The organism is Gordonia sp. ABKF26 (assembly GCF_041103195.1).
In the GTDB taxonomy this organism is placed as follows: Bacteria; Actinomycetota; Actinomycetes; order Mycobacteriales; family Mycobacteriaceae; genus Gordonia; species Gordonia terrae.
This window is the reverse complement of sequence record NZ_JBGCVZ010000003.1, coordinates 668,477-694,364: the sequence shown is the minus strand read 5'-3', so window position 1 is coordinate 694,364 and position 25,888 is coordinate 668,477. Positions and strand designations below refer to the sequence as shown.

Below are 25,888 nucleotides of genomic sequence, written 5' to 3'. Positions count from 1 at the left end.
TCAGTTCCTTTCCAGGAGTCGCCGGGCACCGGCGACGATGCGGTCCGCGTCCGGCACGTAGGCCTTCTCGAGCGGCGTGCTGAACGGGACGGGCGTGAACGGAGCACCGATCCGCAGCACGGGCGCGTCCAGGTGATCGAACGCCTCCTCCTGGATCTGCGCCGCGACCTCGGCGCCGATGCCGCCGAACGTGACCGCCTCGTGGACCACGAGGATGCGGTTGGTCTTACGCGCCGATTCGACGATCGTCGCGGTGTCGAGCGGCTGCACCGATCGCGGGTCGATGACTTCGGCGGTGATCCCCTTCTCGGCCAACGCGTCGGCCGCCTTGAGCGCCTCGGCGACCATCCGGCCGAACGCGACGATCGTCACGTCGTCACCGGTGCGGGCGACAGCCGCCTCCCCGATCGGGATCTCGTAGACCTCCTCGGGGACCTCCCCGCGCGAGCCGAGCAGCACCTTGTTCAGCATGAAGACGACGGGGTTGTCGTCGCGCACCGCGGAGACGATGAGGCCCTTGGCATCCCGTGCATTCGACGGCATGACGACCTTGAGTCCCGGCGTGTGGGCCAACCAGGACTCCAGGCTCTGCGAGTGCTGCGCCCCCGCGCTCACCCCGGCGCCGTAGGCGACGGCGATGACCATGGGCACCTTGACCTCGCCGCCGTACATGAACTTCATCTTCGCGGCCTGGTTCACGACCTGGTCGAGGGCGACGGCGAGGAAGTCCATGAACATGATGTCGACGATCGGGCGCAGGCCACGAGCCGCCGCACCGACACCGAGACCGATCAGACCCATCTCGGCGATGGGTGTGTCGACCATGCGGCGCTTGCCGAACTCGGCGAGCAGACCGTCGTACATGTGGAAGACGCCGCCGTATGCGGCCACGTCCTCGCCGATCACGAAGACGTTCTCGTCTTCGCGCATCACCTGCGCGACACCCTCGTTGAAGGCCTTCACGTAGGTGGTCGACCGCGCTGCCGGAGCCGCGTTGTCTGCGCCGGATTCTGTTGCGATGGTTTCTGTTGCAGTGGACATGTTCTCGGCTTCTCCGGGTCAGACGCTGTAGACGTTGAGCGCGATGTCGGCGGTGTCGGGGTACGGGCTGTTCTCGGCGAAGGCGACGGATTCGGCGATGTCGGCGTCGACCTCGGCCCAGATCTGGGCGAACTCGGCCTCGGTCACCACACCTTCGGCGACGGCCCGGGCCTCGAGCAGCTTGATCGCGTCGCGCTCCTTCCAGGCTTCGACCTCTTCCTGGGTCCGGTAGGTCTTGCGGAGGCCCTTGACGCCCTGGTGGTCGTAGTAGCGGTAGGTCTTCGCCTCGACCAGGGAGGGTCCCCCGCCGGCGCGGGCGCGTTCGACGGCCCGCCCGACCGCGGCGCGCACCTCGATCGCGTCCATACCGTCGCAGATCTCACTGGGCATCCCGTAGGCGACGGCGCGATCGGCGACGTTCTCGAGCTTCATGTGATCGCGCAGGGCAGTGAACTCGGCGTAACCGTTGTTCTCGCACACGAACACGACGGGGAGTTCGAGGATGCCGGCCATGTTGGCCGCCTCGTGGAAGGCGCCGATGTTGCTCGCACCGTCACCGAAGAACGGGATGGCCACCGAGTCCTCGCCGCGGTACTTCGCCGCGAAGGCCGCACCCACGGCGATCGGGATGCCACCGCCGACGATCCCGTTGGCGCCGAGCATGCCGATCGACAGGTCGTTGATGTGCATCGAACCGCCGCGTCCCTTGCAGTAACCGTCGACGCGGCCGAACAGCTCGGCGAACATCTGCCGGAACTGGGCACCCTTCGCGACGGCGTGGCCGTGGCCGCGGTGTGTCGAGGAGATCTGGTCGTCGTCGCGCAGGTTGCTCATCGCGCCGGCCGCGACCGCTTCCTGTCCGACGTAGAGGTGCAGGAAACCGGGAAGCCGGCCGCCCTCCATCAATCGGCCCGCCTCGGTCTCGAACTGGCGGATGCGCACCATCCGGCGGTGCAGGTCGAGCACGACCTCACGGTTCGGCAACGGCTCCGCGGTCTTGGTCGCCTGTCCGGCAGGAGCAACCGGCTCGGCGCCGGTCTCTGTGGTGGTCACCATGACACCTCTCTGGGATGACTGTGCAGGTGGCGGCGATGTGAACCCCGCCGAAACCGCAGAGTTTGTTGATCGCTTCTGCAGTATGTGTCACCACTGTAGACGATTGTTAGTAGAATCACTATCAAGTTAGTCGACGAAAGTCGATCAGTTCGGACTGTTACTTGACTTGCTCTCCAGTTAACCCGACGATGGGTGCGCAGACAACCCGTGCGAAGGAGTGGTGACCGATGCTCGACCGGATTCGCGATCGAGCGAAGGCCGATCCCCAGAGCCTCGCGCTCGTCGACGATTCCGTCTCCCTCACTTGGCATCACGTCGCCGAGACCCTCGCGACCCTTGCGTCTGCGCTGCGCCGTCTCGCGCCGGGTCCCGACGATCGAGTGGCCGTGATCGGTGAGAACAGGGCGGAGACGCTGCTCGCCCATGTTGCGGCGATCGGAGCGGGGATCGGGACCGTGGCCGTGTCCCGCCAGTTGACCGCGGGTGAGATGGCCGACCAGTTCGTCGACGCGGGATGCGTCGCGGTCGTGACAGGCCCGGCGGGCCTGGCCGCCGCAGGTGAGGCGGCCGGTACGGCGTCGTTGCGGACGGTCATCACCCACAATCACGTAGGAACACCCTGGCTCGACGGCCGAGTGGAGCATCTGACGTGGGACGGCCTGCTCATGGGTGAGCCGAGCCCGCCGAACGACCTCGCCGACCGGCCGGCGCGACCGCCGCTCGTCTATACCTCCGGCACCACCGGGCGCGCCCGGGGCACCGAGGTTCGCTGGCTCCCCGGCCACGCAAAGGACGCCGCCGGATTCCAGGCGGCCGTGGCGGCACGGTCCGGCTACCCGACCGGTGCTCACCTGGTCGTCGGGCCGTTGCAGCACAACGGCCCCCTCACCTCCATACGGCACCTCCTCTCCGGTGAGCCCGTCGTCATCCTCGGCCGCTTCGACGCCGAGCGGGTCCTCCACCTCATCGACGCCCACTCGGTCACGTCGACGCTGATGGTGCCGACCCACTTTCAGCGACTGCTCGCGCTGCCGCCGCAGACCCGAGACCGCTACGACGTCTCCGGCCTGCGCTACGTCGCCCACACGGGATCCGCCTGCCCGGCGGATGTGAAGCGGGCGATGATCGACTGGTTCGGACCGGTTCTGATCGAGTCCTACGGCGGGAGCGAGATCGGCACCGTGTGCAAGATCGACTCGAACGAATGGCTCGCCCACCCGAGTTCCGTCGGCCGCGTCGTCGAGCCGTTCGAGGTGGTGGTGGTCGGATCGGACGGAGACGTTCTCGGTCCCGGCGACACCGGCATCCTGGGATTCCGCACTCCCCCGGGTCGCGAGGTGGTCTATCACGGCGATCCGGAGAAGACCGCCAAGGCCTACATCCTTCCCGGCGTCGCCACCCTCGGCGACGTGGGGCATGTCGACGAAGACGGGTTCGTGTTCATCACCGACCGGGTGGCCGACATGGTGGTCTCCGGCGGAGTGAACCTCTACCCGGCCGAGAGCGAGCAAGTGCTGCGCAGGCATCCCGACGTCGCCGAGGTCGCGGTCATCGGCGTACCCGACACCGACCTCGGCGAGGCACTGCTGGCCCTGGTCGTCCCCGAGACCGGCGCGAGCGTCGACACCGAGTCGTTGCGCGCCTTCGCCAGAGGGTCCATGGCGTCCTACAAGTGCCCGAAACACTATGTCGTCGTGGCGGAATTGACCCGCAACGCGATGGGCAAGCTCGACAAGAAGGCCCTGCGCCGACCGTATTGGGACTCCGAGCGCACCATCGCCGGTTGACCATCCACCGAAAGGCACACCCATGATCGAGATCCTGTTCGTCCGGCACGGACAACCGGTCTCCGGCATACGCAATCCCGATCTCGCGCCTGCGGGTATCGACGACGCCCGGCGGTTGGCCACCTGGCTGCGCGGCGAACAGATCGACCTCGTCGTCGCGAGCCCGTACGCCCGCGCATTGCAGACCGCGCAGGTCGTCGCCGCCGAGCTGTCCAGCGACGTGGACCTCGTGCTCGACGACCTCCGCGAATGGGACGACGACATCACCGCGGAGGATTACACCGCGATCGAGGACATGGCGGCCGACGATCCGCGGCTGCTCGCCGTCAGCTCCGGGCGGTACGAGGAGTACGTCCCTTCCCTCGACCTCGGCGGATTCCGCCGGCGAGCACGGTCGGCGCTCGAGCAACTGTTCGCTCTCCGGCCCAGCGGACGGATCGTCGCCGTCGCACACGGCGGGATCATCAACGCGGCCCTCGCCGACGTCCTCGAGATGCCGAAGACGTTCTGGCACAACCCGGCCTACACAAGCGTCGCCCGCGTGCGACGTCTCGACTCCGGGGTCGTCGTGGTCGATTCCGTCAACGACACGGCTCACCTGCGCGGCGTGCCGTTCGCGGCCGAGCCGGACCACCACACCGATGCCGCCTTCGACGCCGAGCCCGCGCGATGACCACGACGTCGACATCCGTTCCCCCGACCCCCGTCGATGCCGCTCCTGCCCCGGATGCCCTTCGCACGAACGCCCCTCGCACGGACGTCCCAGACACGATCGCCCCAGACACCATTGCCGCCGCGAGCAAGATCATCCTCGTCCGGCATGGTCTCCCCGGCGGGCCGGCCGGGCCGGACCCCGGCCTCGGCGACGAAGGCGTCGGCCAGGCCCGCCGACTCGGCACCTGGCTGCGAGGCCTCCCGGTCGTGCAGGTGGTGGCGAGCTCGTACACGCGCGCCTATGAGACGGCACGTCACGCGGCCCAGCCGCTCGGTCTCGAGGTCACGGTCGACGAACGCCTCCGCGAGTGGGAGAGCGACCGCGCGGTCTACGCCACTCCGGAGGCCATCGCCGCCACCGACCGGGGGCGGGCCTTCGCCGAGGGCCGCTACGACGACTTCATCCCCGACTACGACCGGAACGCCACCGCGGCCCGGATGCGGGATGCGGTCCTCGACGCGGCGCGCTCGGCTCCCGGCGAGCTGTCGGTGCTGGTCTCCCACGGTGGGGCGATCAACACACTCCTCACCGACATCCTGCAGGCACCGTCGCCGTTCTTCTTCAATCCCGCCTACACATCGGTGAGCCGGGTCGCGGTCCTCGGTTCGGGCCGCATGGTCATCCAGTCGGTGAACGAGACAGCACACCTCGGCTGAAACTGCTTTCTTTACTTCGATACCTGTTAGGGTTCTTCTCAACAGTGATGTGTGACACACGCACTCGCTCGTTTCGAGGAGATCCCATGAGCCATTCCGGCGTCGTGGCGAGTCGTACACTCGCCGATGAATACTCGACCATCGTCCGCAGCCTCTCCGGTCCCGAGTGGTCGGCCCCGAGCCGGTGCGCCGGATGGTCCGTCAAAGACCTTGTGGCACACACCGGCTCGAACTTCGCAGCCATCGTGAACCCGCCCGAACCCGACCCTGACGTCCCGGCTCCGACGACCGCCGAGGAACTGCAGGAGCGTCTCGTCGACGAGCGCCGCGACTGGGCCCCCACCCGGGTCGCCGACGAGTTCCTCAGCACGGTCGGACCGGCCATGGAGGTGCTCTCGGCGATGCAGGCGCCGGAGATCGGTTCCGCCCCGATGACCCTCACCGACCTCGGAACCTATGACAGTCACCAACTCTCGGATGCCTTCGCCTTCGACATGTGGTGTCACATGTACGTCGACCTGCTCGCACCCGGCGGTCCGGTGTCGCGCCCGGTCGGCGACCCGGACGACGCGGTCCTGGGTGCGGCGATCGGATGGATGCTCGCCGGGTTGCCGCAGATGTGTCCCGACGTCAACGCAGCACTGGGTGGTCGCGCACTCGGGGTGCGGCTGACCGGCCCGGGTGGCGGCGAGTGGACCCTTCGGCCGGGTGAACGACTGCTGACCGTGGAGACCGGACTCGACCGGAGCGACACCGTGATCGATTCCTCGGCAGCCGATTTCGTCCTGTGGGGCACGACCCGGTCACCGTGGCGGCAACACGTGTCGATCCACGGCGACGAGGCCTATGCGGCAACAGTTCTCGACACGATGGACATCGTCTGAGCGTTCGGCCGCGCCACCCGCGATCGACAGCAGAGACCGGAACGCGACAAGCGCTCCGGGCTCTGCTGATGATCGAGGTCAGTTCAGTGCGACCAGCATCTTCCCGACGTTGCCACCCTCGAGCATCGACAGGAACGCCTCTACCGCGTGGTCGATGCCGGTGTGGATGGTGGACTCGGCGACGATCTCACCGGCGGACAGCCACCCGAGCACACGTTCCTCGAACTCGGGACGTAGGTCCTCGTGATCACGAACGATGAAGCCGGTCAATGTGATCCGCTTCAGGATGGCCTGCATGAGGTGGTCCACCGACGGTCCGTTCCCACCGCCGGCGGAGATCATCCCGCACATCGCGACACGTCCGTTGAGGCGTAGATCGTGCAGCGCGGCGACGAGGTGCTCCCCGCCGACATTGTCGAAGTAGAGGTCGATCCCGTCGGACACCCGGCGCAACCCGTCGGCCACCGATTCGGCGCGGTAATCGATCGCCGAGTCGAAGCCCAGACGCTCGGTCAGCAGCGCCACCTTCGCCGGTCCACCCGCGCTACCGATGACGCGCCCGGCGCCGAGAAGTTTCGCGAACTGTCCGGCCGCACTTCCGACCGCGCCCGCAGCGGCCGAGACGAACACGTCGTCCCCCGGACGCAGACCACCGGCACGCCGCAGTCCGCAGTAGGCCGTGAACCCGGGCTGTCCGAGCACGCCGAGCCAGTGGTGCAGATCGACGCCGCGCGGATCGATGACAGTGGCCGCGTCGGCATCGACGACGGCCAGTTCGCGCCAGCCGAGCCGGTGCCGCACACACGCACCGTCGGGGATGCGTGAGTTGCCGCGGACGACGATGCCGATCGCCGAGCCGTCGAGCGGCGCATCCTCCTGAAAGCTCGTGGTGTAGTGCATCTCCGAGGTGCCCAGGCGCCCGCGCATCGAGGGGTCGACGCTCATGTAGCGGTTCTCCACGACGATCTGGTCGTCGCGGACGGGCCCCAGCTCGGCCTCCCGGACCTCGAAGTTCTCCGTGCGCGGAACCCCGTCGGCGGGTCGCTGCTTCAGGAACACCGCACGTGTGGTCGTCTCGACCCCGCTCGTCATGACAGCTCCAGGATGGTGACCGTGCCCTTGGAGCCGTCGACCTCGACCAGCGTGCCGTCGGGGATTCTCCGGGTGGCAGCGGGAACACCGGCAGCACAGGGTATCCCGAGCTCGCGGCTGACGATCATCGCGTGCGAACCCATCGCTCCGACGTCGGTGATGGCGGCCGAGGACACCATGAACAACGGCGTCCAGGACGGATCGGTCTGCGGCGCCACCAGGACCTCGTCCACCTCGAAGCTGTCGAGGTGGTCCATCGATGTGATGGTCCGGGTGCGTCCGCGGACCACGCCCGGGGATGCCCCGGACCCGTGCAGGACCTCACCCTCGGTCACCTCATCCACCTCGACCTGGTCCTTGCGGCGCAGACTCGAGAGCGGGGGAAGCGGCTCACGGGTGTCGAGGAAGGTCGGCAGGTCCAGACCGAACAGGCCCTTCCACGCCCGATGCCGTTCGGCAAGGGTCTCGGTCAGTGCGGCCGGTTCGCTGGCCAGGAGGTCCAGCTCGTCGTCGACGGCCATGAAGACGTGATCGGCAGCGGCGAGATGACCCTGCTCGTGCAGCCGTCTCCCGAGCTCGGCCAGCGGCACACGCGCCTCGTGCAACACCTTGATGCAGTTCGTCTTCGCACGTTCGCGCCAGGCCGCGAAGCGTCGTGCCGAGGCGAGCGCTGCGTCGAGGGTCGCCTGCCCCTCCGCGTCGTCGCCGACGATCGCACGCGCCCGTTCCAGGGCCGAGTCGGTGTCCCCCGCGTGCTCGGCGAGACGCGCGGTGGGTGACGCCGAATCCTCCTGCAAGCGCAGGCGGTCGATGAGTCCGAGCACCAGTTCGGGTTTCGTCTCCCACGATGTCGAACCGAGGTCCCATTCGTTGGGGCCCCGGTAGCCGAACTCGGCGATGAAGTCGGCGAAGGAGGCGTCGAACTTGGGATCGAGCCCGCGCACCCGCGCCGCGACGCCGTCGATTCCCTGGTCGAATGCCTCGGTCAGGCGCTCGTCGGCGCGCACCATCCGGCCCAACTCCCAGAGCGCGAACGACGGCAGCGCCGAGTCGACGTCGCCCGCCGAGCCCACCAGCGTGACGATGAGGTCCTGGTTGTCGGCTCCGAGAAGCTGGCCGAGCACCGACGGGCCGACCGCCGCCCCGTTCGTCGCGGCCACCTCACCCCGCCATGCGGCCCGCTCGAGGGGCATGACCGACCGCGCGCGGGCGACGAGCGCGACCGGGGTCAGGCTCGACAGGTCGGGGCGCTCGGTGCGCAGCCGATCGGCGAGCACGCGGTCCTCGTCGAGTTCCGGGAAGGTCTCGGTGGACAGAATCCAGGCGTTGCGCGCGGCCAGGCGCGCACTGGCGTCGGCGTTTTCGTCATCGGGGTGCCCGACGTACGCGGGGATGTCCGGATCGCCACCGTAGAACAGCTGATCCACGAGCTCGACCGACAGGCCGCCGCGGATTCCCACGAGCCGCGACATCGACAGGTTGATGTACAGATGCCCGTAGAAGATCCCCGACGAGGCGGCCACATCCGGCTTCTCCACGAGCGAGTAGCTCCCGTGGAAGGCGTAACCGGCGTTCCATCCGGGCAGAATGTTCTGAATCCACCCGAGGTCGGCGCCCAGCGGCGTGATGGGATCGGACAGCACATCGCTGGCATTGAGCCGCGTGTAGATGGGTAGACGGGCACTCGGTTCGGTGTCGACCAACCAGCGCTGTTCGGACATGTCGTTCTCGTCTCTGCTGGGACCGCATGGGATGAGCGGCCATAGTTTCTTGACAGGGTATACACGTGGGCTGTGATGTGTGACACTCTACCTGCAAGACTGTAGGCGTTGGCAAGTAAGTCGTCTCGGTCTCTCGTACAGGAAGCAAGGAGACGTTCGATGAAGTTGCAGGACAAAGTTGTTGCCGTCACCGGCGGAACCCAGGGAATCGGCCGTGGGATCGCCGAGGCAGCACTCGCGGAGGGCGCGAAGGTCGCCCTGAACGGCCGGTCGAAGGAGAAGGGGGATAAAGCTCTGGCCGATCTCGGTGCAGGCGATCGTGCCGCGTTCTTCGCCGGCGACGTCACCCTGCAGGCCGATGTCGAGGACTTCATCGAGCAGACCGTGAGCACCTTCGGACGCATCGACGTTCTGGTGAACAACGCCGGTGGCGCAAACGACCTGCAGCCCACGGCGCAACTCTCCGACGAGGAGTGGAACCTCGTACTGAACTGGAACCTGAACTCCAATTTCTGGGCCACCCGCCGCGCGCTCCAACACATGATCCCCCAGTCCTACGGCCGCATCATCAACATCTCCTCGGTCGAGGGCAAGCAGGGCAAGCCGGTGTTCACCGCCTACGTCGCCGCGAAGCACGCGATCAACGGCATGACCAAATCGATTGCGCGCGAGGTGGGTACGCAGGGCATCACGGTCAATGCGATCTGCCCGGGGCTCGTCATCACCGACATCATCAAGAACAACGGCCCGCAGACCGCGGCGGCGATGGGCATGAGCTTCGAGGAGATGGTGGACCTCTTCGCCCAGGAGTCCGCCATCAAGCGGCCCAACACCGTCGAGGAAGTGTCCGCCATGGCGATGCTTCTCGCGTCGGACGCCGGCGCCGGTATCACCGGTGCCATCCTCAGCGTCGATGGCGGTACCGCTTCCTACTGAGCACCACTGCTCCCTGAGGTGCGAGCGAAGCGAGCTTGCGCTCCGCACACCTCAGGGAGCAGGGGAACAGACTCCGGGGGCGACCTCAGAACGTCCCGCGTACCGCCCAGGCCACGCAGCGCTCCAGGATCGTGCGGAACTGCGGGATGTCCCAGCTGCCGCGGTCGACTCGGCCGAGGTCGTCGATACCGAGATCCTGCACATCGAACCTGCCCCGACAGTGCCCGAGGGTGAAGTAGCAGACGGTCCCGGGGTCGTGGTGCTTGAGGTAGAGCACCGGGCGGGGTTCGTCGGTCGAGGTGTGTCCCTCGTCGAATCCGGTTGACTCACCGACAAAGCGGGTGTGGGCCAGCACCTCGATCGGTTCGAACAGCTCGCTCACGTACAGCTCGTCGACCGCGTCGAAGTCGTCGACGCCCGCCACCAACGGGTGTTCCGGGTCGGCGATCTCGACACGATAGGGCGCGATCGGCGGATGGCCGAGGAACTGACTGCCGACCAGCGCGGGCAGCACGCCCATGGATCGCGGGGTCACATAACGGCTTGCCGACCCCGGCGGGGTGGGTTCGATGGCCGAGTTGGTCGCGTGCAGGGCCAGCCAGCGGCCACCCCGCGCCAGGAAGCGCGTCAACGCATCCTGAGCGGCGTCATCGGGAATCCGGTTGCAGGTGTAGGTGATCAGCAGGTCCGCGGCGTCGAGGGCGGATACACATCCGTAGTCCTCGAACACCCGGGTGCGCACCGTCTCGTGCTCGCCGAGCAGTCCGAGGATCTGCAACCGGGCGTGATCGAAGTCGTGCCACTGCCCGCCGCAGATGACGACCGCATCGAGGCGGCCGGCCGGTCCGGCCATCGTGGGCTCCTCCGTCCTCAGGCGTGCGCGTGCAGCGGCTTGCCGGCCAGGGCCAGATGGGCTTCGCCGAGCGCCTCGGCCTGGGTCGGGTGCGCGTGCACCAGGTTCGCGACGTCGTTCGCGTTCGCTTCCCAGTTGTAGATGAGCTGCGCCTCGCCGATCAGTTCACCCACACGGTCCCCGACGAGGTGGATGCCCACCACCGGACCGTCGGCGCCCGCCCGGATCAGCTTGACGCCACCCGCGGTCTGCAATATGCGACTCTTCCCGTTGCCGCCGAGATCGTAGACGGCGGTGGTGATCTCACCGCACCGTTCCGCCGCCTCCGCTTCGGTCAGGCCGACGGAGGCCACCTCCGGATGCGAATAGGTCACCCGCGGGATTCCGGTGTCCGCCACGGGCGCGCAGTCGAGGCCGGCCAGCTGTTCGGCGACGAAGATGCCGTTGCCGAAACCGCGATGGGCGAGTTGAGGTCCCGGCACGATGTCGCCGATCGCGTAGACGCCCGGCACTGCGGTCTGCAACCACTCGTCGACCACGACGAAGCCACGATCGAGTCCCACACCGGCCTCTTCGAGACCCAATCCGGCAGTCCGCGGTCCCCGACCCACGGCCACCAGCAGAACGTCCGCATGCAGTGACGCTGACTCGCCGTCGAGCTCGACGACCACTCCGGACTCGGCGGTGCCGGCGGACGACACCATCGCCCCGGTACGAATGGTGATGCCGCGCTTGCGGAACGCCCTGGTCAGTTGCTTCGACGACCACTCGTCCTCGGTCGGCAACAACCGGGGTGCGGCCTCCACGACCGTGACCTCCACGCCGAGCGATGCCCACAGACTGGCGAACTCGCAACCGATGACACCCCCGCCGAGGACGATCGCGGTCGTGGGGATCGAATCGAGCTCCAGCGCACGGTCGCTCGTCATGATCGGGCCGCCGATCTCCACGCCCGGCAGGGTCCGCGACTGGGAACCGGTCGCGATGACCAGCGCCTCACCGCGGACGCGGGTCGTCCCGCCGTCGGTGAGCTCGACGTCGACGGTCCGCTCACCCGATACCCGTCCGAGCCCGCGGACCACCCGGATCCGACGCGACGAGATGAGACCCTCGAGCCCTCGGTACAAGCCGTCGACGACCTTCTGCTTGTACGCGTGGACTGCGGTGATGTCGATGCCGTCGAGAGACGCCTTGATCCCGAAATCTGCTGCGTGACGCACGGATTCGGCGATACCGGCGGCATGGAGCAACGCCTTGGTCGGGATGCACCCGTTGTGTAGACATGTGCCGCCGAGCTTGTCGGACTCCACGAGGACGACCGACATGCCGAGCTGCGCTGCGCGCAGAGCACACGAGTAACCACCCGACCCGCCTCCCAGGACGACGACGTCCACAGTCTCGGTCGTGCCGGTCTTCTCCGGGTCCGTGCTCATGTCAGAAGTCGAATCGGTTGGTGAAGCCGCCGTCGATCACGACATTGGTACCCGTGATGTGTCCGGCGGCCGGCGACGCGAGGAAGGTCACGGCGTTCGCGATGTCCTCGGCCGAGGCGAACTTGCCGAGAGCCGCCGCCGACATCGCCGCGTCGTACAGCTGCGGTCGCTGCTCCTTGATGGTGTCCCAGGGGCCACCCTCGAAGTACACCGGGCCGGGCGAGACCGCGTTGACCCGAATACCTTTCGGCCCCAGGGCGCGAGCCTGCGCCGACGAGTGTTGCAGCACGGCGGCTTTCAGCGCCCCGTAGCTGTTGGCGGTGGTGATCGGGCCGGCCTCGATGGCCGAGGTCGTGCTGATGGTCACGACGGACGCGGCAGAGCTCTGCTCCAGATGCGGCGTCGCGGCCTCGATGAAGTTCACGAGGCTCATGAGGTCGACGTTGAAGCTGTTCTCCCAGGCCTGGCGCCCCTTGCCGGTCATCGCAGACGCGTTGACGATGACGATGTCGACGCCGCCGAGCGCGTCGGCCGCGTCGGCGACGAAGGAACTCACTGCTTCGGACTCACCGACATCGACGGCCTTCCAGAACACCGTGCCGGCTTCCGACAGCTCGTCGGCGACGGTCTTGAGCTGGTCTTCGCCCCGGGCGCAGATGCCCACCGAGGCACCTTCGGCGAGAAGACTCCTGGCGATGGCCAGGCCGATGCCCTTGCTCGCACCGCTGATGAGGGCGCGCTTTCCGTTGAGGTCGAGATCCATGTCGGGTCCTTCGTGTCGTGTCGGTGATCAGGTCGGTGGAGGATTGTCGAGGGGTTAGAGATTCATCGCCCCGACGGAGGTCTGGAAGTCGAGGACGTGGCCGAAGTCGTTGATCGACTGGACGGCACGTCGGGTGTCGGCGCCGCGGAGCACGCTGACCGAGGTGTGGTGGACGCGGACGGGCATGTCGAAACCGCTCGCGAGCGCGTCCGCGAGTACCGCGTTGATGACGCCGCTGTGGCAGGTGATGACCACCCGCTGGCCGAGATGGGCGTCGACGATGAGCCCGACCTCACCGAGTACCCGCTCGCGGAAGGCCACCGGATCCTCGGCGTAGGGGAACGCCTCATATTTGCGAGTTCGGATGTGGTCGCGGAAGATTCGCGAGATCTCCTCGTGGGGCAGCGTCTCGAAAGGCGATTGATCTGCCGGAAAGCTCTGCCACGGCTCGTATTCGGTGAGCCCCTCGCGGACGACCGGCTCGAGGCCGTGATGCTCGGCGATCGCACGGCCGGTGTCGAGGGCCCGGCGCAGTGGAGAGCTGTAGACGGCGTCGACGGCATGGGTGGACAGACGCTGGGCGACCGCCCGGACCTGACGTTGCCCGAGCTCGGAGAGCGGGGGGTCCACGGTCTGCGCCGCGCTCAGTTCCTTGCTGAGGGCCTGCTCGCCGTGCCGGATGAGCACGAGCTCGCACAAGCCGTCCAGCGGGGCGAACGGGTTGTCGAGGTCGATCGAGCGCGCACGGGTCTGATTGGGCACGCCCCCAGTGAACCATAAACTGAGGCCGCTATAAAGATACTCCGCCGATGTCCCAGTTCATCGCATCACAAGGACCGCGAGGCTATAGGCGGCGACCCGCGAGGTCACACACTGGCGATGTCGGTGGCCAGTTCGCGCACCTCGTCGGAGAAGCGGCGTCGGCCCAGGTTCGCCAGCACGACGTCCTCGGTGAGCCAGGAGGACGCGGACACCTCGAGAAGACTCGACAGGGCCGTCGCCGCGGCGGCCTGCTTGGCCTTCGACGTGATCCGGTCGCGCACCCGCAGTTCGGCGGAGAAGATCGCCAGCATCTCCAGCCGGACCTCCCGACGGAGCGCCTCGATCGACAGGCTCCATCCGGGTGATCGCACGAAGTAGACCAGCGAGGCGGCGCGGTGCGCGTCGGTCCACTCGAGCACGGACACGATGACGTCGCCGAGGGTGGCGTCCGGGTCCTCGTCGATCACCGTTCTGAGCTGCGCCAGCATCTGCTCGGCGAACAGGCGCAGACCCCCGAGCAGCACTTCTTCCTTGGACGGGTAGTGGTAATAGACGGCCGCCGAGGTCATCTGCGCCTCGGCCGCGATGTCGGCGACGGTCACGTCCTCGATCGAACGCATGGAGTAGAGATGCATCGCCGCCTCCACCACGACGTCGCGCCGGGAGGGACGGTGAGCGGCCCGCTTGGCGCCGGTCCCCGTCCCGCTCGCGGCCGCAGTCCGTGCGGCGCCGCGGCGACCAGAGGGAGTCCGCCCAGAAGGGGCCCGGCCTGAAGAATTCTTGCCCGCCATGCGATAGATCATGACAGCATCGGGACCTTGTAACCCGCTGTGCCATCCTGTTGGCACCCCGTTGTCGACGGCAGAGGTCGTACCGCGGGCAGACGACGACCGGGAATCGGTGAGGAGGACGCGTGGCGAGATCGAGACGAACCGATCGTACGACGGACCACACGGCGGACCCCGGGGCACCGGATTCCGACGCAACCGGGCCGGACGCGGACTGGCTCGGTTGGGACTCCTCGCCGGCCGCCGACGATACGGCCTTCGACGATGGCGTCGACGCCGTCGCCGCCCGGGAGGTGCCGGACGACGAGTCGCCGGCATCACCGCCCGAAGACTCACCCGAACCCGAACCCTCACCCGCCGGCACCGGTAACGGCTCGACTGCGCATCGCCCGTCACGACGGCATCTGATCGTCAAGGCCGCCGTACGGGTCTTCTCTCGGAAGGGCTTCGCCGAAGCCTCGATCCAGGAGATCGCCACGGAGGCGGGAATGGTGCCGACCGCGGTCTACTACCACTTCGCGAGCAAAGAAGAACTGTTCGAGAGCGCGTTGGGTTACGCCATGGACGCGAGTTCGGCCGCCGCGCAGTCCGCGCGTCCCGATGACGTGTCGGCGGGCCCGGACACGTTCAAAGATGTCGTCTCGGCGGTGTGGGACTGGACCGCCGAGCATCCCAACTCGGCCCGCATGCTGTTCCTGCAGATGGCCGGCGGCGCGACACCCGGCACCCGACTGCTGGCCAAAGAGTACGAAGAACGCCACATCCGGCGCGCGTTCGACTATTTCCCCGCCGGCGAGGATCCCCCGAGCCGGCGGGCCGCGACCGCTCAACATGCCGCCCGCACGCTGCGGGTCCGGACCATGATCGCGATGACCATCGCGATCCAGCCGCTGCGCATCGAGGGCGGCCCGTTGTCGGACATACCCGTCACCAGCTTGCGCACCGCGACCACCGACGTCTGCACCAAGATGATCGAAGGACGCTGACCACCCCGGTCGCCGGACTACAGTAACTTGATCGAAGACACAGTTACTTCGATGCTGGTTGGAGTCCTTCATGCGCATCCTCGCGATCACCGGCGGCCATTCCTTCGATCGGACGGCCTTCGCCGACTTCGCCGAGTCCCTGCCGGGTGAGGTCACCTGGCTCGAACACCCCGATGCCGAGATCGGCCCGGATCAACTCGCGGACTTCGACGCATCTCTGCACTACGACATGCCCGGGACCCTGCCCGAGCCGTATGAACCGCCGGATGCATTACGCGCGTGCCTTCGAGACGCACCCCGGACGGGCCACGGTTATGTGGTCTTGCACCACGCCATCGCCAGTTGGGCGACCTGGGACGAGTGGGCGGAATTCGTCGGCGGACGCTACCTCTACCGGCCCGGGACCGTCCGCGGTGCAGAACGCCCCGATTCCGGATATCGGCACGCTGTGGCACAGCGCATCTCCGTCGTCGACGGCGAACACCCGGTCGTCGCCGGCCTGCCCACCCAGCTCGATCTCGTCGACGAGACGTACTTGTGCGAGGTGTTCGAGGATTCGGTGACCCCGCTGCTGCGGACGGATGCGCCGATGACCGAGGACGTGCACTTCTCCACCGCACTCGCCATGTCCGGTCGGCGTGACGAAAGGGCGGGATGGCACCACGAGCCCGGGTCGTCGCTGGTCGGATGGTCTCGCACCAATGGACGATCGCGACTGGTCTACCTTCAGCCCGGCGACACCGCCGCGACTCTCGGCGACCCGCATTACCGCACGCTCGTCGCGAATGCGCTGACGTGGGTCGCGCGTCGACGCTGACCTTTTTTGACAGTCGATACAGTTCGATGTGTCGCTGCTCACTCCCGGTGCTACAGTAAGTGCATACGTTGCCAAGTAAGAGGCGGCAGTCCAGTCCACCGAGGAGATCCCGATGCGTCAGATCCGGCATCCGATGAGTCGAGCCATCTACGAATTCGACGAGGACTACAACGTGCTCGTCACCACCAAGGACGGGAAGACCGGCACCTTCGACCCGGAGGGCCGCTATCTGCACGGTGAGGTGAAGTCCGTCGATCCGGAGATGGCCCGGTGGGTCGGCCTCGGGCCGCGTGAACCCGTGCCCATCACCCAGAACCGCCGATTCATGGGCGCTGCAAAGCTGCTCGAGAAGATGCAGGCGGACAAACTCGCCGAAGAAGCCCGTGCCACGCGCCTGGCCGAAGGAGGCAAACTGTGACCGAGATCGACACTCGTACCGCCGACCAGACGGCTTCGACGGATGAACAGTCCGACTATGCCGAGAGTTACCAGCGGTTGCTGGACACCGACACGCACCCGGTTCCCCAGGTGCTGCGCGAGGAGACCCACGACCTCTACGAGGATCAGAACTTCGTCCCGGTCTCCCGCTACATCAGCCGGAAGTACCACGAACTCGAACGAGATCGTATGTGGTACAAGGTCTGGCAGATGGCCTGTCGCGAGGAGGAGATCCCCGAGCCCGGCGACACGCATGTCTACGAGATCTGTGAGAAGTCGATCCTGGTCGTGCGCGGACAGGACATGTCGATCCGTGCCTTCTACAACTCGTGCCTGCATCGTGGGCGCACGCTCCGCGAGGAGAGCGGCCCCGCCGGACACGACCTCCGGTGCCCGTTCCACGGCTTCTGCTGGAATCTCGACGGATCGCTGAAATCCATGACGTGCGAGTGGGATTTCCCGCACGTCGACAAGAGCACCATGAACCTCCCCCAGGTCAAGGTCGACACGTGGGGCGGTTTCGTCTTCATCAACATGGACCCGGCATCGGAGTCCCTCGCCAGCTTCCTCGGCGACCTGGGCAAGCACTTCGAGGCCTGGCCCCTGGAGGACCGCTACATCCAGGCGCATGTGGCGAAGGTGATCGACGCGAACTGGAAGATCGCCCAGGAGGCATTCTCCGAGGCGTTCCACGTCGTGACCACCCACCCGCAACGCGTTGTGGGAACCGGTGATTCGAACAGCCAGTACGACGCCTGGGGCAACTTCAACCGCGGTATCACCGCCAACGGCGTCCCGAGCCCACACATCAAATTCGTCCCGACCGAGCAGGAGATGTTCGACTCGATGGTCGATGCCCGCATCGACGAGGACCCCATGGTGACGCTGCCCGACGGCGTCACCGCCCGCGAGATGTCCGGCCTGCTCGCCCGCGAGGGCCTGCGTGACACCATCGGCGATGTCAAGGCGGACAACATGTCCGACGCCGAGTCACTCGACAGCATCTACTACACGGTGTTCCCGAACTTCCACCCGTGGGGCGCCTACCAGCGGATCGTCTACCGGTTCCGCCCCAACGGCGACGACCACGACACCTCCATCATGGACGTCTACCTCCTCGCGCCGTTCACCGGTGAGCGGCCGCCCGCGGCCAAGGTCCAATGGCTGACCCCGGAGCAGACCTGGATCGACGCGACCGTGCTGGGCAGCTCGGCCCGCGTCTTCGACCAGGACGCCTACAACATGCCCAAGGTGCACCGCGGACTGAAGACGACGACGCAGAAGTACCTGCCGCTTGCCGGTTACCAGGAACTCAAGATCCGCCACATGCACCATCTGCTCGCGAAGTGGGTGGGCGAGGACGTCGACTGATCCTCCGCCGCTGCCCGCCGGCGGTCGACCCCCATACCCGGGGTGATCGGCATGATGGGTGGGGTGGTGATGTTGACACTGGTACTCGTCGTCGGGGCCGCGGCCGCCGGATGCGCGATGACGGCGGCCTACGTCTACCTGCGGCCCGGTGACGATCACGTACGCGCCGAACACCTCGGCCGGCGCTGGTTGGTCGCGACCGCCGTCCTGGGTGTCACCGCGCTCTGCCTGCGGTTCGGGTGGCTGCTGCTGCGCTGAGTACAGACATGAGCCCCCAGCCAGAATGCGGGATCCGTATCGTTCTCCGATACGAATCCCGCACTCGGCATCGACGCTGCGCGCCCCTCAGCTCACTGGCGTCTTCAAGAACGCACTGTAGGGCTCCTTGCTGTCGACCACGATTTTCCCGCCGGCGATGTGGCCTGGGAACGCCCACAGATTGGCCTGGCGCGGCGCGGTCAGCACCGGTCCGTCGGTGATGGTGAAGTCGATGGGATGCAGGACATCGGTCTGGAAGTCGGTCAACCCGGTGGTGTGCTCGCGGAACGTGTCGGCGTTGACGACGTCGAGCTTGCGCGCCTCCTGGGCGAAGGTCCAGACGGCGAGCCAGTCGGTGGTCACGCTGCCGTCGTGCGGGGTCTTGATCTCCCCCTCCGGGTCGTACTTGGCGAGCTGCTCCTCGTACTGCTTCCAGGTGGGGAACTGTTCGGCGTCCTCCCCCTTCTCCAACGCCACGGAGTTCGGGATTCCCGATTGCGAGACCAGCTCGATCGTCGCGTCTTCCATCACATTGTTGCTGAGTACCAACGGGATACGAAGGTTCTGGTCGATCGCGGCCCGGATGAGCGAGGTCAGCTTCTCCGGCGTGTAGATCATGCCACCCCAGACGTCGGGGTTCTGCGCCTTGACCTGCGCGATGATCGGCGCGAAATCCGTTGTCTCCGGGGGTACCTCCACAACGGCGACGTCGTCCACACCGGCGTTGCGGTAACCAAGTTTCGCGTTCTCGATGTACGGGGTGTTACCGGCGAAGGCGACGTAGACGGCCTTACGTGGCTTGAATCGGGTACCGCCGAGGTAGGTACCCTGGCCCGCGCCCGCGCAGTTGAGCGCGGCGATCATGGACAGCTCGTTGGCGACATCGGCTGCGGCGCAACCCATCGGGAACCAGTTCACCACGCCGGCCCGCTTGCCGATCTCGGCAAGTCCGTCATTGCTGTTCCCACCGATGAACGCGACGACGTTGTCCTCGTTCACCAGCTTGCGCGCGCCGGCGACGACATTGGCCGGTTGGCCCTTGGTGTCGTAGACGATGACGTTGAGCTTCTTGCCGTTGATGCCGCCCTGATCGTTGACGGCCTTCTCGGCGACCTTCGCGGCCAGCGCCGGATCCTGGAACGCCGATGGCGAGGACGACAGCGGCGCGACGAAGCCGACATTGATCGTGTCGGAGGTGTCCTCCGATGAGCACGCGGTCAGCAGGCCCGCGGTGACGGCCAGGGACGCCACTGCGGCGACAGGCAGTTTGATTCTGAACATGTTTGTGCCACTGCTACTTTCTCGAAACGGGACGCACCGGAGAGTGCGTTCAGGGATGGAGATAGGTGTTCTCGACGTCGCTGGTCTGTGCGGCCAGTTCGTCGGTGCTCAGGTCGAGCACGGTCCGGCCCTCGGACAGCACGAGCGTGCGGTCGGCGATGGCCAGCGCAGTCTCTACGTGTTGTTCGACAACCACGACTGCGAGCTGCCGACGGGTTGCCTCCGCGCGGACGACCCGGGCTATCAGTGCGCGAACCGCAGGGCTCAGACCGAAGGTCAGTTCGTCGAGGAGAACCACCCGGACGTCGCGCAGCAGGGCGCGGCCGACGGCCGCCAGTTGCTGTTGGCCGCCACTGAGGCTGCCCGCCACGACGTCCCGGCGTGACCCCAGCTGGGGGAAGAGGCCGAAGAACTCATCGGCGTCGATCCTGGCGAGCGCCAGATTTTCGGCGAGTGTCAGACTCCCGAACAGCGATCGGCCCTTCACCACCAGCGACACGTGCTCACGACAGCGCCGGTACGGCGCACCCGAGAGCTGCGCGCCGTCGACCTCGACGATGCCCCGGTCGGGCGTCACGAACCCGGAGATACCCAGCAGCGCACTCGACTTCCCCGCTCCGTTGCGGCCGATCACGCAGGTGACCTCACCGGGCTGCACACGCAGATCGAAGTCCCAGAGTCCCGCGCCGTTCCCGTAGTCCACGGTCAGCCCCGACACGCTCAGCCCCTCGGCTCGGACCGATGTCGACGCACCGACCGCTGCGGCGGTCATGCCGGGACCCCCACGGTCTCGAGTTCGACGTCATCCGGTTGCTCGCCGAAGTAGATGGCGCGGACCTCATCGCTGTCGAGTACCTCGGTTGTCGGACCGGACGCGACCACTCTGCCGTCCTCGAGGATGTAGACGAGGTCGCAGACGGCACCGATCACGTCCAGGTTGTGTTCGACGAGGAGAATCGCGAGCCCGTCGTGATCGCGGAGCGTCGTGATCGTGTCGACCACGGCGTGCCGCGCATCGAGGCTGAGCGCCGCCGCCGGCTCGTCGAGCAGCAGTACCTGCGGGCCCTGGGCCGCAGCGCGGGCCAGATTGACGCGGGCATGCCAGCCGAGGGACAACTGCTCGACGCGACTCGTCCGGTACCTTGCCAATCCGTGTGTCTCGATGACGCGTTCGACCGTCGCGAGCGCGGCGGCCGAGGGGCGGCCGAATCGGAACAGGTCGCGCGCGAGGATCTTGCGTACACCGATCTCCGCCGCGCACAACAGGTTCTCTTCGACGGTCAGGTCCTCGAACAGGAGGTAGTCCTGAAAGGTTCGCGTGATCCCCGCCCGTGCCCGGCGAGCCGCACCGAAGCGGTCTACGGTACGACCGTCCACCGAGATGGTGCCGCCGACCGTCTTCTGGTACCCGGTGATGGCGTCGATCGTGGTGCTCTTGCCCGCCCCGTTCGCGCCGAGAATTCCGACCACCGTTCGCGGTGGGACGGTCAGCGAGACGTCCGAGAGGATGCGGTGCCCGCCGATCTCGACCGACAGGTCCCGGACTTCAAGCTGTGGCATCGACTTTCCTGTTCTCTCGGCCCGGCTCGCCGCCGGTGACGGTCGGATCGGGCCCGTCGGACCGAACACGTTTACGCCGCAGTCGGTCCCGGATACGGAGATACTGTCCGACCACTCCGTCCGGCTCGGTGGTGAGTATCCAGATCATGTTGGCCGCGAAGAACAGTGACAGCCAGTCGTTGATGTCCGGGGTGAACGACAGCAAATTCGAGAGCAACCCGCCGGGAGCGAAGGCGCCCGCCAGTACCGCGCCGGTCAGATGACCTGCCCCGGCGAGGATGACGAAGGCGATGAGCGCCAGCGATTCCGAGTAGCCGAAACCTTCCAGCCGGACGTCACCCTTCGAGATGAAGCCGCGCTGGATGGCGAACAGCACCCCGGCAAGTCCCCACAGCGTGGAGGAGACGACAAGACCGATCAGCTTGGACCGGGCCGAGACGATGCCCAGCGCGGCCGGGAGTCGCTCGTCCTGCCGCACCGACAGCACGTAGCGGCCGGTGGCCGACGATCGCAGATTGGCGACGAGAACGAGCGCCACCAGCAACACGATCCAGGCGACGACTGCGAAGGCGTGCGGGTCGGTGATGTTGCTGATCTCGATACCGAACAGCGTCGTGTCGCCGATCGTCCACCCTGTTCGACCGTTGAAGAACCAGTCGACGGAGAAGACGACGGTCTGCAGGATCGACGCGACGGCCAGCGAACCGATCGTGACCTCATAGACCTTGGCATTGACGAACAGGACGCTCAGTGCGAGGGCGACGACGACAGCCGTCGCGAGTGCGGCGAGAGCCGAGAGATACAGCGACGCTCCGGAATGGCTGACGGCGCCGAAGACGATCATCGTCACACCCGCGACGCCGAGCGGCAAGGCGTTGACCTGCCCGGTGTACCCGGTGGAGACGACGATCCCGAGCGCGACGAGACCGAAGATGGCGGTGAGACTGAGGGCGTCGACCACGGTTCCGGCGGCGCTGAAGATCGTCACCAGGACGACCGCCGCACCGACTACCACCCACGGCCAGCGGATGCGGCCGCTGCCGACATGGAACACCGCCTTGACCTCACGGGTCCCCCGCGCCATGTCTGTCCTGGCGATCAGCAGCAGCACGATCAGGGTGACGACGAACGGAATCGCCCGCGCGACCTGCGCATTGACGAGGCCGGTCACCAGACCTTCCAGGATTCCGGCGCCGACCCCGACCGCCAGGGCGATCGGGAAGCTCGTGAAGCGTGCGGCGAGTGCAGCCCCGAGAGCCGGCACCAGAAGCGTCGTCAGTGATGTCGGGGAGAGCTGGGTGATCGGCAGCACCAGAATGGCACTGGTCGCGGCGAGGACGCCGGCCAAACCCCACGCCACCGATCCCCACAAGCGGGGGTTGAGACCGATCGACTGGGCACCGAGGTCGGTGTCGCGTAGCGCAGTGGTGATGTGCCCGAACGCTGTTCGCGTGAACAGCAGGTGCAGGCCGATCGTCGCCAGCACCGCCACCGCCGCCAACAGGAGACTGATCGACTGGACCCGGACGCCGGCGACCTCGAATCCGCCGCCGACGAGGAACGGCTCGACGGTTTCCTGGTGGTTGGTCCAGATGATCCGGACGATCGCCTCCAGGACGAGCATCAACCCGATGGTGATGAGAATCTTCGTGATGGCCGGTGCGTGTGCCAGACGCCGGCCGATCAGGGCGAAGAAGGCGATCGCGATGGCCGCGCTCACCGCCAAACCGAGCACGATGGCCACGCCAAGCGGAATCCCGGCGTCCTGGTAGGACTTCCAGAATATGTAAGCGCCGAACATGCCGAGCGCACCCTGGGCGAAGTTGATGACCCCGGTTCCGCGGTAGGCGGCAACCAGCCCGAGGGCCACCAGAGCGTACGCGCCACCCGTGGAGAGCCCGAGCGAGGCGTAGGTCAACAGGTTCATCCTCGGCCTCGTAGATCGATGCCGCTGAGCCATGTCCGATAGGGCGAGGTGCCGTTCAGGTCATGGTCCCCGATGCTCACGAGGCGGTTCGGCGTGGGGTTGTGACTCGCCAGCGTCCGGGCGTTGCGCCAGTGGCGATCCCACCCGTGGGTCCGGCCGAGCGCCGATGCCCCGCCGACGTCGAAGACCCGGGTCGCGGCGGTCAGCACCGTGTCGACGACACTGACCTGCGCACGGTAGACCTCGATCTCCACCGCGTCGTATTGTTCGTCGGTGACGGTACCGGCGACGATCGCCGCATCGAGATCGGCCAGGACACCGGCGATCTGGCGGGCAATGGTATCGGCAACGTAGCGGGCCGAACTGATCTCACCGACCACGGACTGGACGACGGCGTCCTCGCGAGGCAGCGCCCCGCTGCCCTGACTGAAGTATCGCTTGCGGCCGCGCACGTAGTCGACGACGTCGCGATGCAGGGCGCGAGCGATACCGGTCAGTGCGGCGATGTGCCAGAACTGTGCGAGCGACGTGCCGTAGCTGCCCGGCACGACCTCGGCAGGCAGCGATGGGGAGTCGGTGATGTCGACATCTCGGAATCGGGTGGTGCCGCTGGCGGTCAGTCGCTGACCGAACCCGTCCCAGTCGTCGACGAGGTCGAGACCGTCGGCCGCAGCCGGGAGCACGACCGTCTCGATGCCCGCCGGGCCCTCACCCGTGGTGATGATCCAGTCGGCGTACAGCGAGCCGGTGCTGTAGTACTTCTCGCCGTTGACCAGACGACGCCCGCGATCGTCGACCTCGATGCTGGTCGAGAAGTGGGTCTGGTTCGCCGCCGTTCGCTCGGTGTACGCGCCGCCGAACAGTTCACCGTTTCCGATGCGACGCAACCACTCCGACCTCGACCGCGACGCCGGCGCATGGATGAGCGACTCGGTGTAGAGGAAGTGCGCGCGAAGAAGCTGGACGAAGTTCGGATCCGCGCTCGCCAGGTCGACGACGAGTTCGGCGAGTTCACCGACCCCGATCTCGTCGCCGCCGAACTCACGGGGTACGCGCAGCGCGCCGAAACCGGCATGGGCCAGTTCGCGAACGAGATCGTGCGGGACTCGGCGTTCCGCGTCACGCTCGGCCGCTCCGGCCGCCACCCGTGCCAGGATCGGGTCGAAGCGCCCGGCCAGCGGCGCGCGCGTGGCGGCGGTGTTCTCGGTGATGGTCACCGCTCACACCCCCGCCGGTGCGAGGCCGACCTGGTGCACACGATGCCCGGAGTCGATGCGGTCTCCGTTGCCGAAGATCTTGTCGCGCAGCGTTCCCGGTGCGTAGTCGCGCTGCGCCAACCCGCGTTCCTGCAGAACCGGGACGACGTGGTCGACCCACTCGTCCCACCAGCCCAGGGTGGTGATCGGCACGACGTTGAAGCCGTCGGCGCCGGCGGCGACCCACTCCGCGACGTGATCGGCGATCTGCTCCGGCGTGCCGGCGAACTTGCCGGGCAGGAGGCCGTTGGTCAGCAGGTAGTCGCGCCACGAGACGGTGGACGCGTCGGCGGTCGAGTCGGCGGCCGCACGGAAGATGGACTGCACGTGATCGCCGAGCTGGACCCGTCGGGCCAGTTCGGCGAGGGGGGTGTCGGGATCGACGGCAGAGAGGTCGATGCCGCTGCCACCGCTCCAGAACGCCTGCAGCGCCTCGAAGTCGATGTTCTCGCGGAAGTACTCCTGCTTGCGGCGCGCCTCCTCCTCGGTCGAGCCGATGACGGTCGACAGCGCGACGATCTTCTTCAGCGCGTCGGGCGTCCGTCCCACCGAGCGGAGGTGGTCGTCGAGGGTGGCGATGTCGGCGCTCGCGGTGGCCGGGCTCATCGACGGCAAGAACGTCACCTCGGCATTGCGTGCCGCGAAGTCCCTTCCCGCAGGGGAGTTCCCGGCCTGGAACAGCACCGGGGTCCGCTGCGGCGAGGGTTCGACGAGGTGGGGTCCCTGCACTTTGTACCAGCGACCCTCGTGGTCGATGGTGTGGATGCGATCGGGGTCGAAGAACCGACCGGTCTCGGCGTCGTGGAGAACCGCACCGTCCTCCCAGGAGTGTTCCCACAGCTTGTAGGTGACGTCCACGTACTCCTGTGCCCAGGCGTACCGCTCGTCGTGGCCGACGATCGTGTCGTACCCGTAGTTGCGGAAGCCGTTGCTCAGATACGAGGTCACGATGTTCCACGCCACCCGGCCGTGCGTGAAGTGGTCCAGCGAGGACAACCGACGTGCGAACGAGAATGGGTGGTCTTGGATGATGTTGCTGGTCACCGCAATTCCGAGATCGGTGGTGACATGGCCCAGTGCGGAGACGATGGTGATCGGGTCGTTCTCGGGAAACTGGGAGCCGGCCCGGATCGTCGTCGCGCCGTCGCCGAAGTCCAGGTCGTACACGCCGACGACGTCCGCGATGAACAGTGTGTCGATGCGACCGCGCTCCAGGGTGCGGACCACATCGATGTAGGGATCGAGATCCTTGTACCCGTATTGCACGCGACCCTCGGGGGTGCGCCAGAACCCGTGACTGTGGTGATTCGGGGTCAGATGCAGGAACGCGTTGTAGATGGGCGGTCTGGACACGGAGGAACCTTCTCTCACGAACATGGTCGAAGCTCGACGCGGCGGTGCACGCACGGCGGCACTCACACATCGCTGCGGCCAGTATCGGAGCGTTCAGGCGATACTTACAAGCTGGACGCCCATTCTCCGTGACTATTAATCATCACTTCTTGTA

25 protein-coding genes are annotated in these 25,888 nt (G+C 66.9%); 10 read left to right on the top strand and 15 right to left on the bottom strand.

The features are described from left to right. Positions 1-1,041: an alpha-ketoacid dehydrogenase subunit beta gene (locus tag AB4Z55_RS03720; RefSeq protein ID WP_101819926.1), complete on the bottom strand. Its 1,041-nt coding sequence runs from the start codon at positions 1,039-1,041 to the stop codon at positions 1-3. An 18-nt stretch (positions 1,042-1,059) separates the two neighbouring features. Then, positions 1,060-2,097, bottom strand: coding sequence for a thiamine pyrophosphate-dependent dehydrogenase E1 component subunit alpha (locus AB4Z55_RS03715; RefSeq protein ID WP_101819925.1), 1,038 nt, complete (start codon positions 2,095-2,097; stop codon positions 1,060-1,062). A 227-nt stretch (positions 2,098-2,324) separates the two neighbouring features. Here AB4Z55_RS03715 and AB4Z55_RS03710 point away from each other — a divergent pair, with 227 nt between their 5' ends. The 4 genes from AB4Z55_RS03710 (at position 2,325) to AB4Z55_RS03695 (ending at position 6,139) form a co-directional block, all read left to right on the top strand. Further along, positions 2,325-3,884 (top strand): AMP-binding protein, encoded by a 1,560-nt coding sequence (locus tag AB4Z55_RS03710; protein WP_369519166.1) that lies wholly within the window; start codon positions 2,325-2,327, stop codon positions 3,882-3,884. Positions 3,885-3,906: 22 nt separating this feature from the next. Further along, positions 3,907-4,557: a histidine phosphatase family protein gene (locus tag AB4Z55_RS03705; RefSeq protein ID WP_369519165.1), complete on the top strand. Its 651-nt coding sequence runs from the start codon at positions 3,907-3,909 to the stop codon at positions 4,555-4,557. Then, the gene (locus AB4Z55_RS03700) at positions 4,554-5,255 is read left to right on the top strand and encodes a histidine phosphatase family protein (protein WP_369519164.1); all 702 of its coding nucleotides are present in this window, start codon (positions 4,554-4,556) and stop codon (positions 5,253-5,255) included. The genes AB4Z55_RS03705 and AB4Z55_RS03700 overlap by 4 nt, the downstream gene beginning before the upstream one ends. 86 nt (positions 5,256-5,341) lie before the next feature. Beyond that, entirely contained in the window at positions 5,342-6,139 is a 798-nt protein-coding gene (locus AB4Z55_RS03695; RefSeq protein WP_369519163.1) for a maleylpyruvate isomerase family mycothiol-dependent enzyme, read from the top strand. Between the two features lie 78 nt (positions 6,140-6,217). Here the strand turns inward: AB4Z55_RS03695 and AB4Z55_RS03690 are convergent, their stop codons facing one another. Both AB4Z55_RS03690 and AB4Z55_RS03685 read right to left on the bottom strand, forming a co-directional pair. After that, positions 6,218-7,231, bottom strand: a complete 1,014-nt coding sequence (locus AB4Z55_RS03690) for a zinc-binding dehydrogenase (protein ID WP_369519162.1) — start codon at positions 7,229-7,231, stop codon at positions 6,218-6,220. Next, positions 7,228-8,952 carry a PEP-utilizing enzyme gene (locus tag AB4Z55_RS03685; protein WP_369519161.1) on the bottom strand — a complete coding sequence of 575 codons (1,725 nt, stop codon included), beginning with the start codon at positions 8,950-8,952 and terminating at the stop codon, positions 7,228-7,230. The genes AB4Z55_RS03690 and AB4Z55_RS03685 overlap by 4 nt, the downstream gene beginning before the upstream one ends. Before the next feature lie 159 nt (positions 8,953-9,111). Between AB4Z55_RS03685 and AB4Z55_RS03680 the strand changes: the two genes are divergently transcribed. Further along, complete coding sequence (locus AB4Z55_RS03680; protein WP_004022800.1) at positions 9,112-9,888, top strand: SDR family NAD(P)-dependent oxidoreductase; 777 nt, start codon at positions 9,112-9,114, stop codon at positions 9,886-9,888. An 85-nt stretch (positions 9,889-9,973) separates the two neighbouring features. Here AB4Z55_RS03680 and AB4Z55_RS03675 read toward each other — a convergent pair whose 3' ends face one another. The 5 genes from AB4Z55_RS03675 to AB4Z55_RS03655 form a co-directional block, all read right to left on the bottom strand. Continuing rightward, the gene (locus AB4Z55_RS03675; protein ID WP_369519160.1) at positions 9,974-10,741 is read right to left on the bottom strand and encodes a ThuA domain-containing protein; all 768 of its coding nucleotides are present in this window, start codon (positions 10,739-10,741) and stop codon (positions 9,974-9,976) included. Between the two features lie 17 nt (positions 10,742-10,758). Beyond that, entirely contained in the window at positions 10,759-12,174 is a 1,416-nt protein-coding gene (lpdA, locus tag AB4Z55_RS03670) for a dihydrolipoyl dehydrogenase (protein WP_369519159.1), read from the bottom strand. 1 nt (position 12,175) lies between these two features. Next, a complete protein-coding gene (locus AB4Z55_RS03665; protein ID WP_369519158.1) occupies positions 12,176-12,937 on the bottom strand; it encodes an SDR family NAD(P)-dependent oxidoreductase in 762 nt (253 codons plus the stop codon). A 54-nt stretch (positions 12,938-12,991) separates the two neighbouring features. After that, the gene (locus tag AB4Z55_RS03660) at positions 12,992-13,699 is read right to left on the bottom strand and encodes a histidine phosphatase family protein (protein ID WP_004020687.1); all 708 of its coding nucleotides are present in this window, start codon (positions 13,697-13,699) and stop codon (positions 12,992-12,994) included. 104 nt (positions 13,700-13,803) lie between these two features. Continuing rightward, positions 13,804-14,334 carry a TetR/AcrR family transcriptional regulator gene (locus AB4Z55_RS03655; RefSeq protein WP_239402938.1) on the bottom strand — a complete coding sequence of 177 codons (531 nt, stop codon included), beginning with the start codon at positions 14,332-14,334 and terminating at the stop codon, positions 13,804-13,806. A gap of 278 nt (positions 14,335-14,612) precedes the next feature. On the opposite strand from AB4Z55_RS03655, the gene AB4Z55_RS03650 reads away from it, so the two are divergent. From AB4Z55_RS03650 to AB4Z55_RS03630, 5 genes are all read left to right on the top strand, one after another. After that, complete coding sequence (locus AB4Z55_RS03650) at positions 14,613-15,473, top strand: TetR/AcrR family transcriptional regulator (protein ID WP_004020685.1); 861 nt, start codon at positions 14,613-14,615, stop codon at positions 15,471-15,473. 70 nt (positions 15,474-15,543) lie between these two features. Beyond that, entirely contained in the window at positions 15,544-16,290 is a 747-nt protein-coding gene (locus AB4Z55_RS03645; protein ID WP_239402940.1) for a ThuA domain-containing protein, read from the top strand. Between the two features lie 112 nt (positions 16,291-16,402). Then, positions 16,403-16,708 (top strand): hypothetical protein, encoded by a 306-nt coding sequence (locus AB4Z55_RS03640; protein ID WP_004020683.1) that lies wholly within the window; start codon positions 16,403-16,405, stop codon positions 16,706-16,708. Next, complete coding sequence (locus tag AB4Z55_RS03635; protein ID WP_004020682.1) at positions 16,705-18,099, top strand: SRPBCC family protein; 1,395 nt, start codon at positions 16,705-16,707, stop codon at positions 18,097-18,099. The genes AB4Z55_RS03640 and AB4Z55_RS03635 overlap by 4 nt, the downstream gene beginning before the upstream one ends. 69 nt (positions 18,100-18,168) lie before the next feature. Next, positions 18,169-18,357, top strand: a complete 189-nt coding sequence (locus tag AB4Z55_RS03630) for a hypothetical protein (RefSeq protein WP_369519157.1) — start codon at positions 18,169-18,171, stop codon at positions 18,355-18,357. A gap of 87 nt (positions 18,358-18,444) precedes the next feature. Here the strand turns inward: AB4Z55_RS03630 and AB4Z55_RS03625 are convergent, their stop codons facing one another. The 6 genes from AB4Z55_RS03625 to AB4Z55_RS03600 are packed head-to-tail and all read right to left on the bottom strand — an operon-like array spanning position 18,445 to position 25,734. Beyond that, complete coding sequence (locus AB4Z55_RS03625) at positions 18,445-19,638, bottom strand: ABC transporter substrate-binding protein (protein ID WP_004020680.1); 1,194 nt, start codon at positions 19,636-19,638, stop codon at positions 18,445-18,447. A 49-nt stretch (positions 19,639-19,687) separates the two neighbouring features. Then, the gene (locus tag AB4Z55_RS03620; RefSeq protein WP_101819912.1) at positions 19,688-20,410 is read right to left on the bottom strand and encodes an ABC transporter ATP-binding protein; all 723 of its coding nucleotides are present in this window, start codon (positions 20,408-20,410) and stop codon (positions 19,688-19,690) included. Next, positions 20,407-21,198 (bottom strand): ABC transporter ATP-binding protein, encoded by a 792-nt coding sequence (locus AB4Z55_RS03615; RefSeq protein ID WP_369519156.1) that lies wholly within the window; start codon positions 21,196-21,198, stop codon positions 20,407-20,409. The genes AB4Z55_RS03620 and AB4Z55_RS03615 overlap by 4 nt, the downstream gene beginning before the upstream one ends. Further along, positions 21,185-23,125: an ABC transporter permease gene (locus AB4Z55_RS03610; RefSeq protein ID WP_101819910.1), complete on the bottom strand. Its 1,941-nt coding sequence runs from the start codon at positions 23,123-23,125 to the stop codon at positions 21,185-21,187. The genes AB4Z55_RS03615 and AB4Z55_RS03610 overlap by 14 nt, the downstream gene beginning before the upstream one ends. Beyond that, positions 23,122-24,342 (bottom strand): acyl-CoA dehydrogenase family protein, encoded by a 1,221-nt coding sequence (locus AB4Z55_RS03605; protein ID WP_101819909.1) that lies wholly within the window; start codon positions 24,340-24,342, stop codon positions 23,122-23,124. The genes AB4Z55_RS03610 and AB4Z55_RS03605 overlap by 4 nt, the downstream gene beginning before the upstream one ends. A gap of 3 nt (positions 24,343-24,345) precedes the next feature. Then, complete coding sequence (locus tag AB4Z55_RS03600; RefSeq protein ID WP_101819908.1) at positions 24,346-25,734, bottom strand: NtaA/DmoA family FMN-dependent monooxygenase; 1,389 nt, start codon at positions 25,732-25,734, stop codon at positions 24,346-24,348. Between the last annotated feature and the right edge of the window lie 154 nt (positions 25,735-25,888).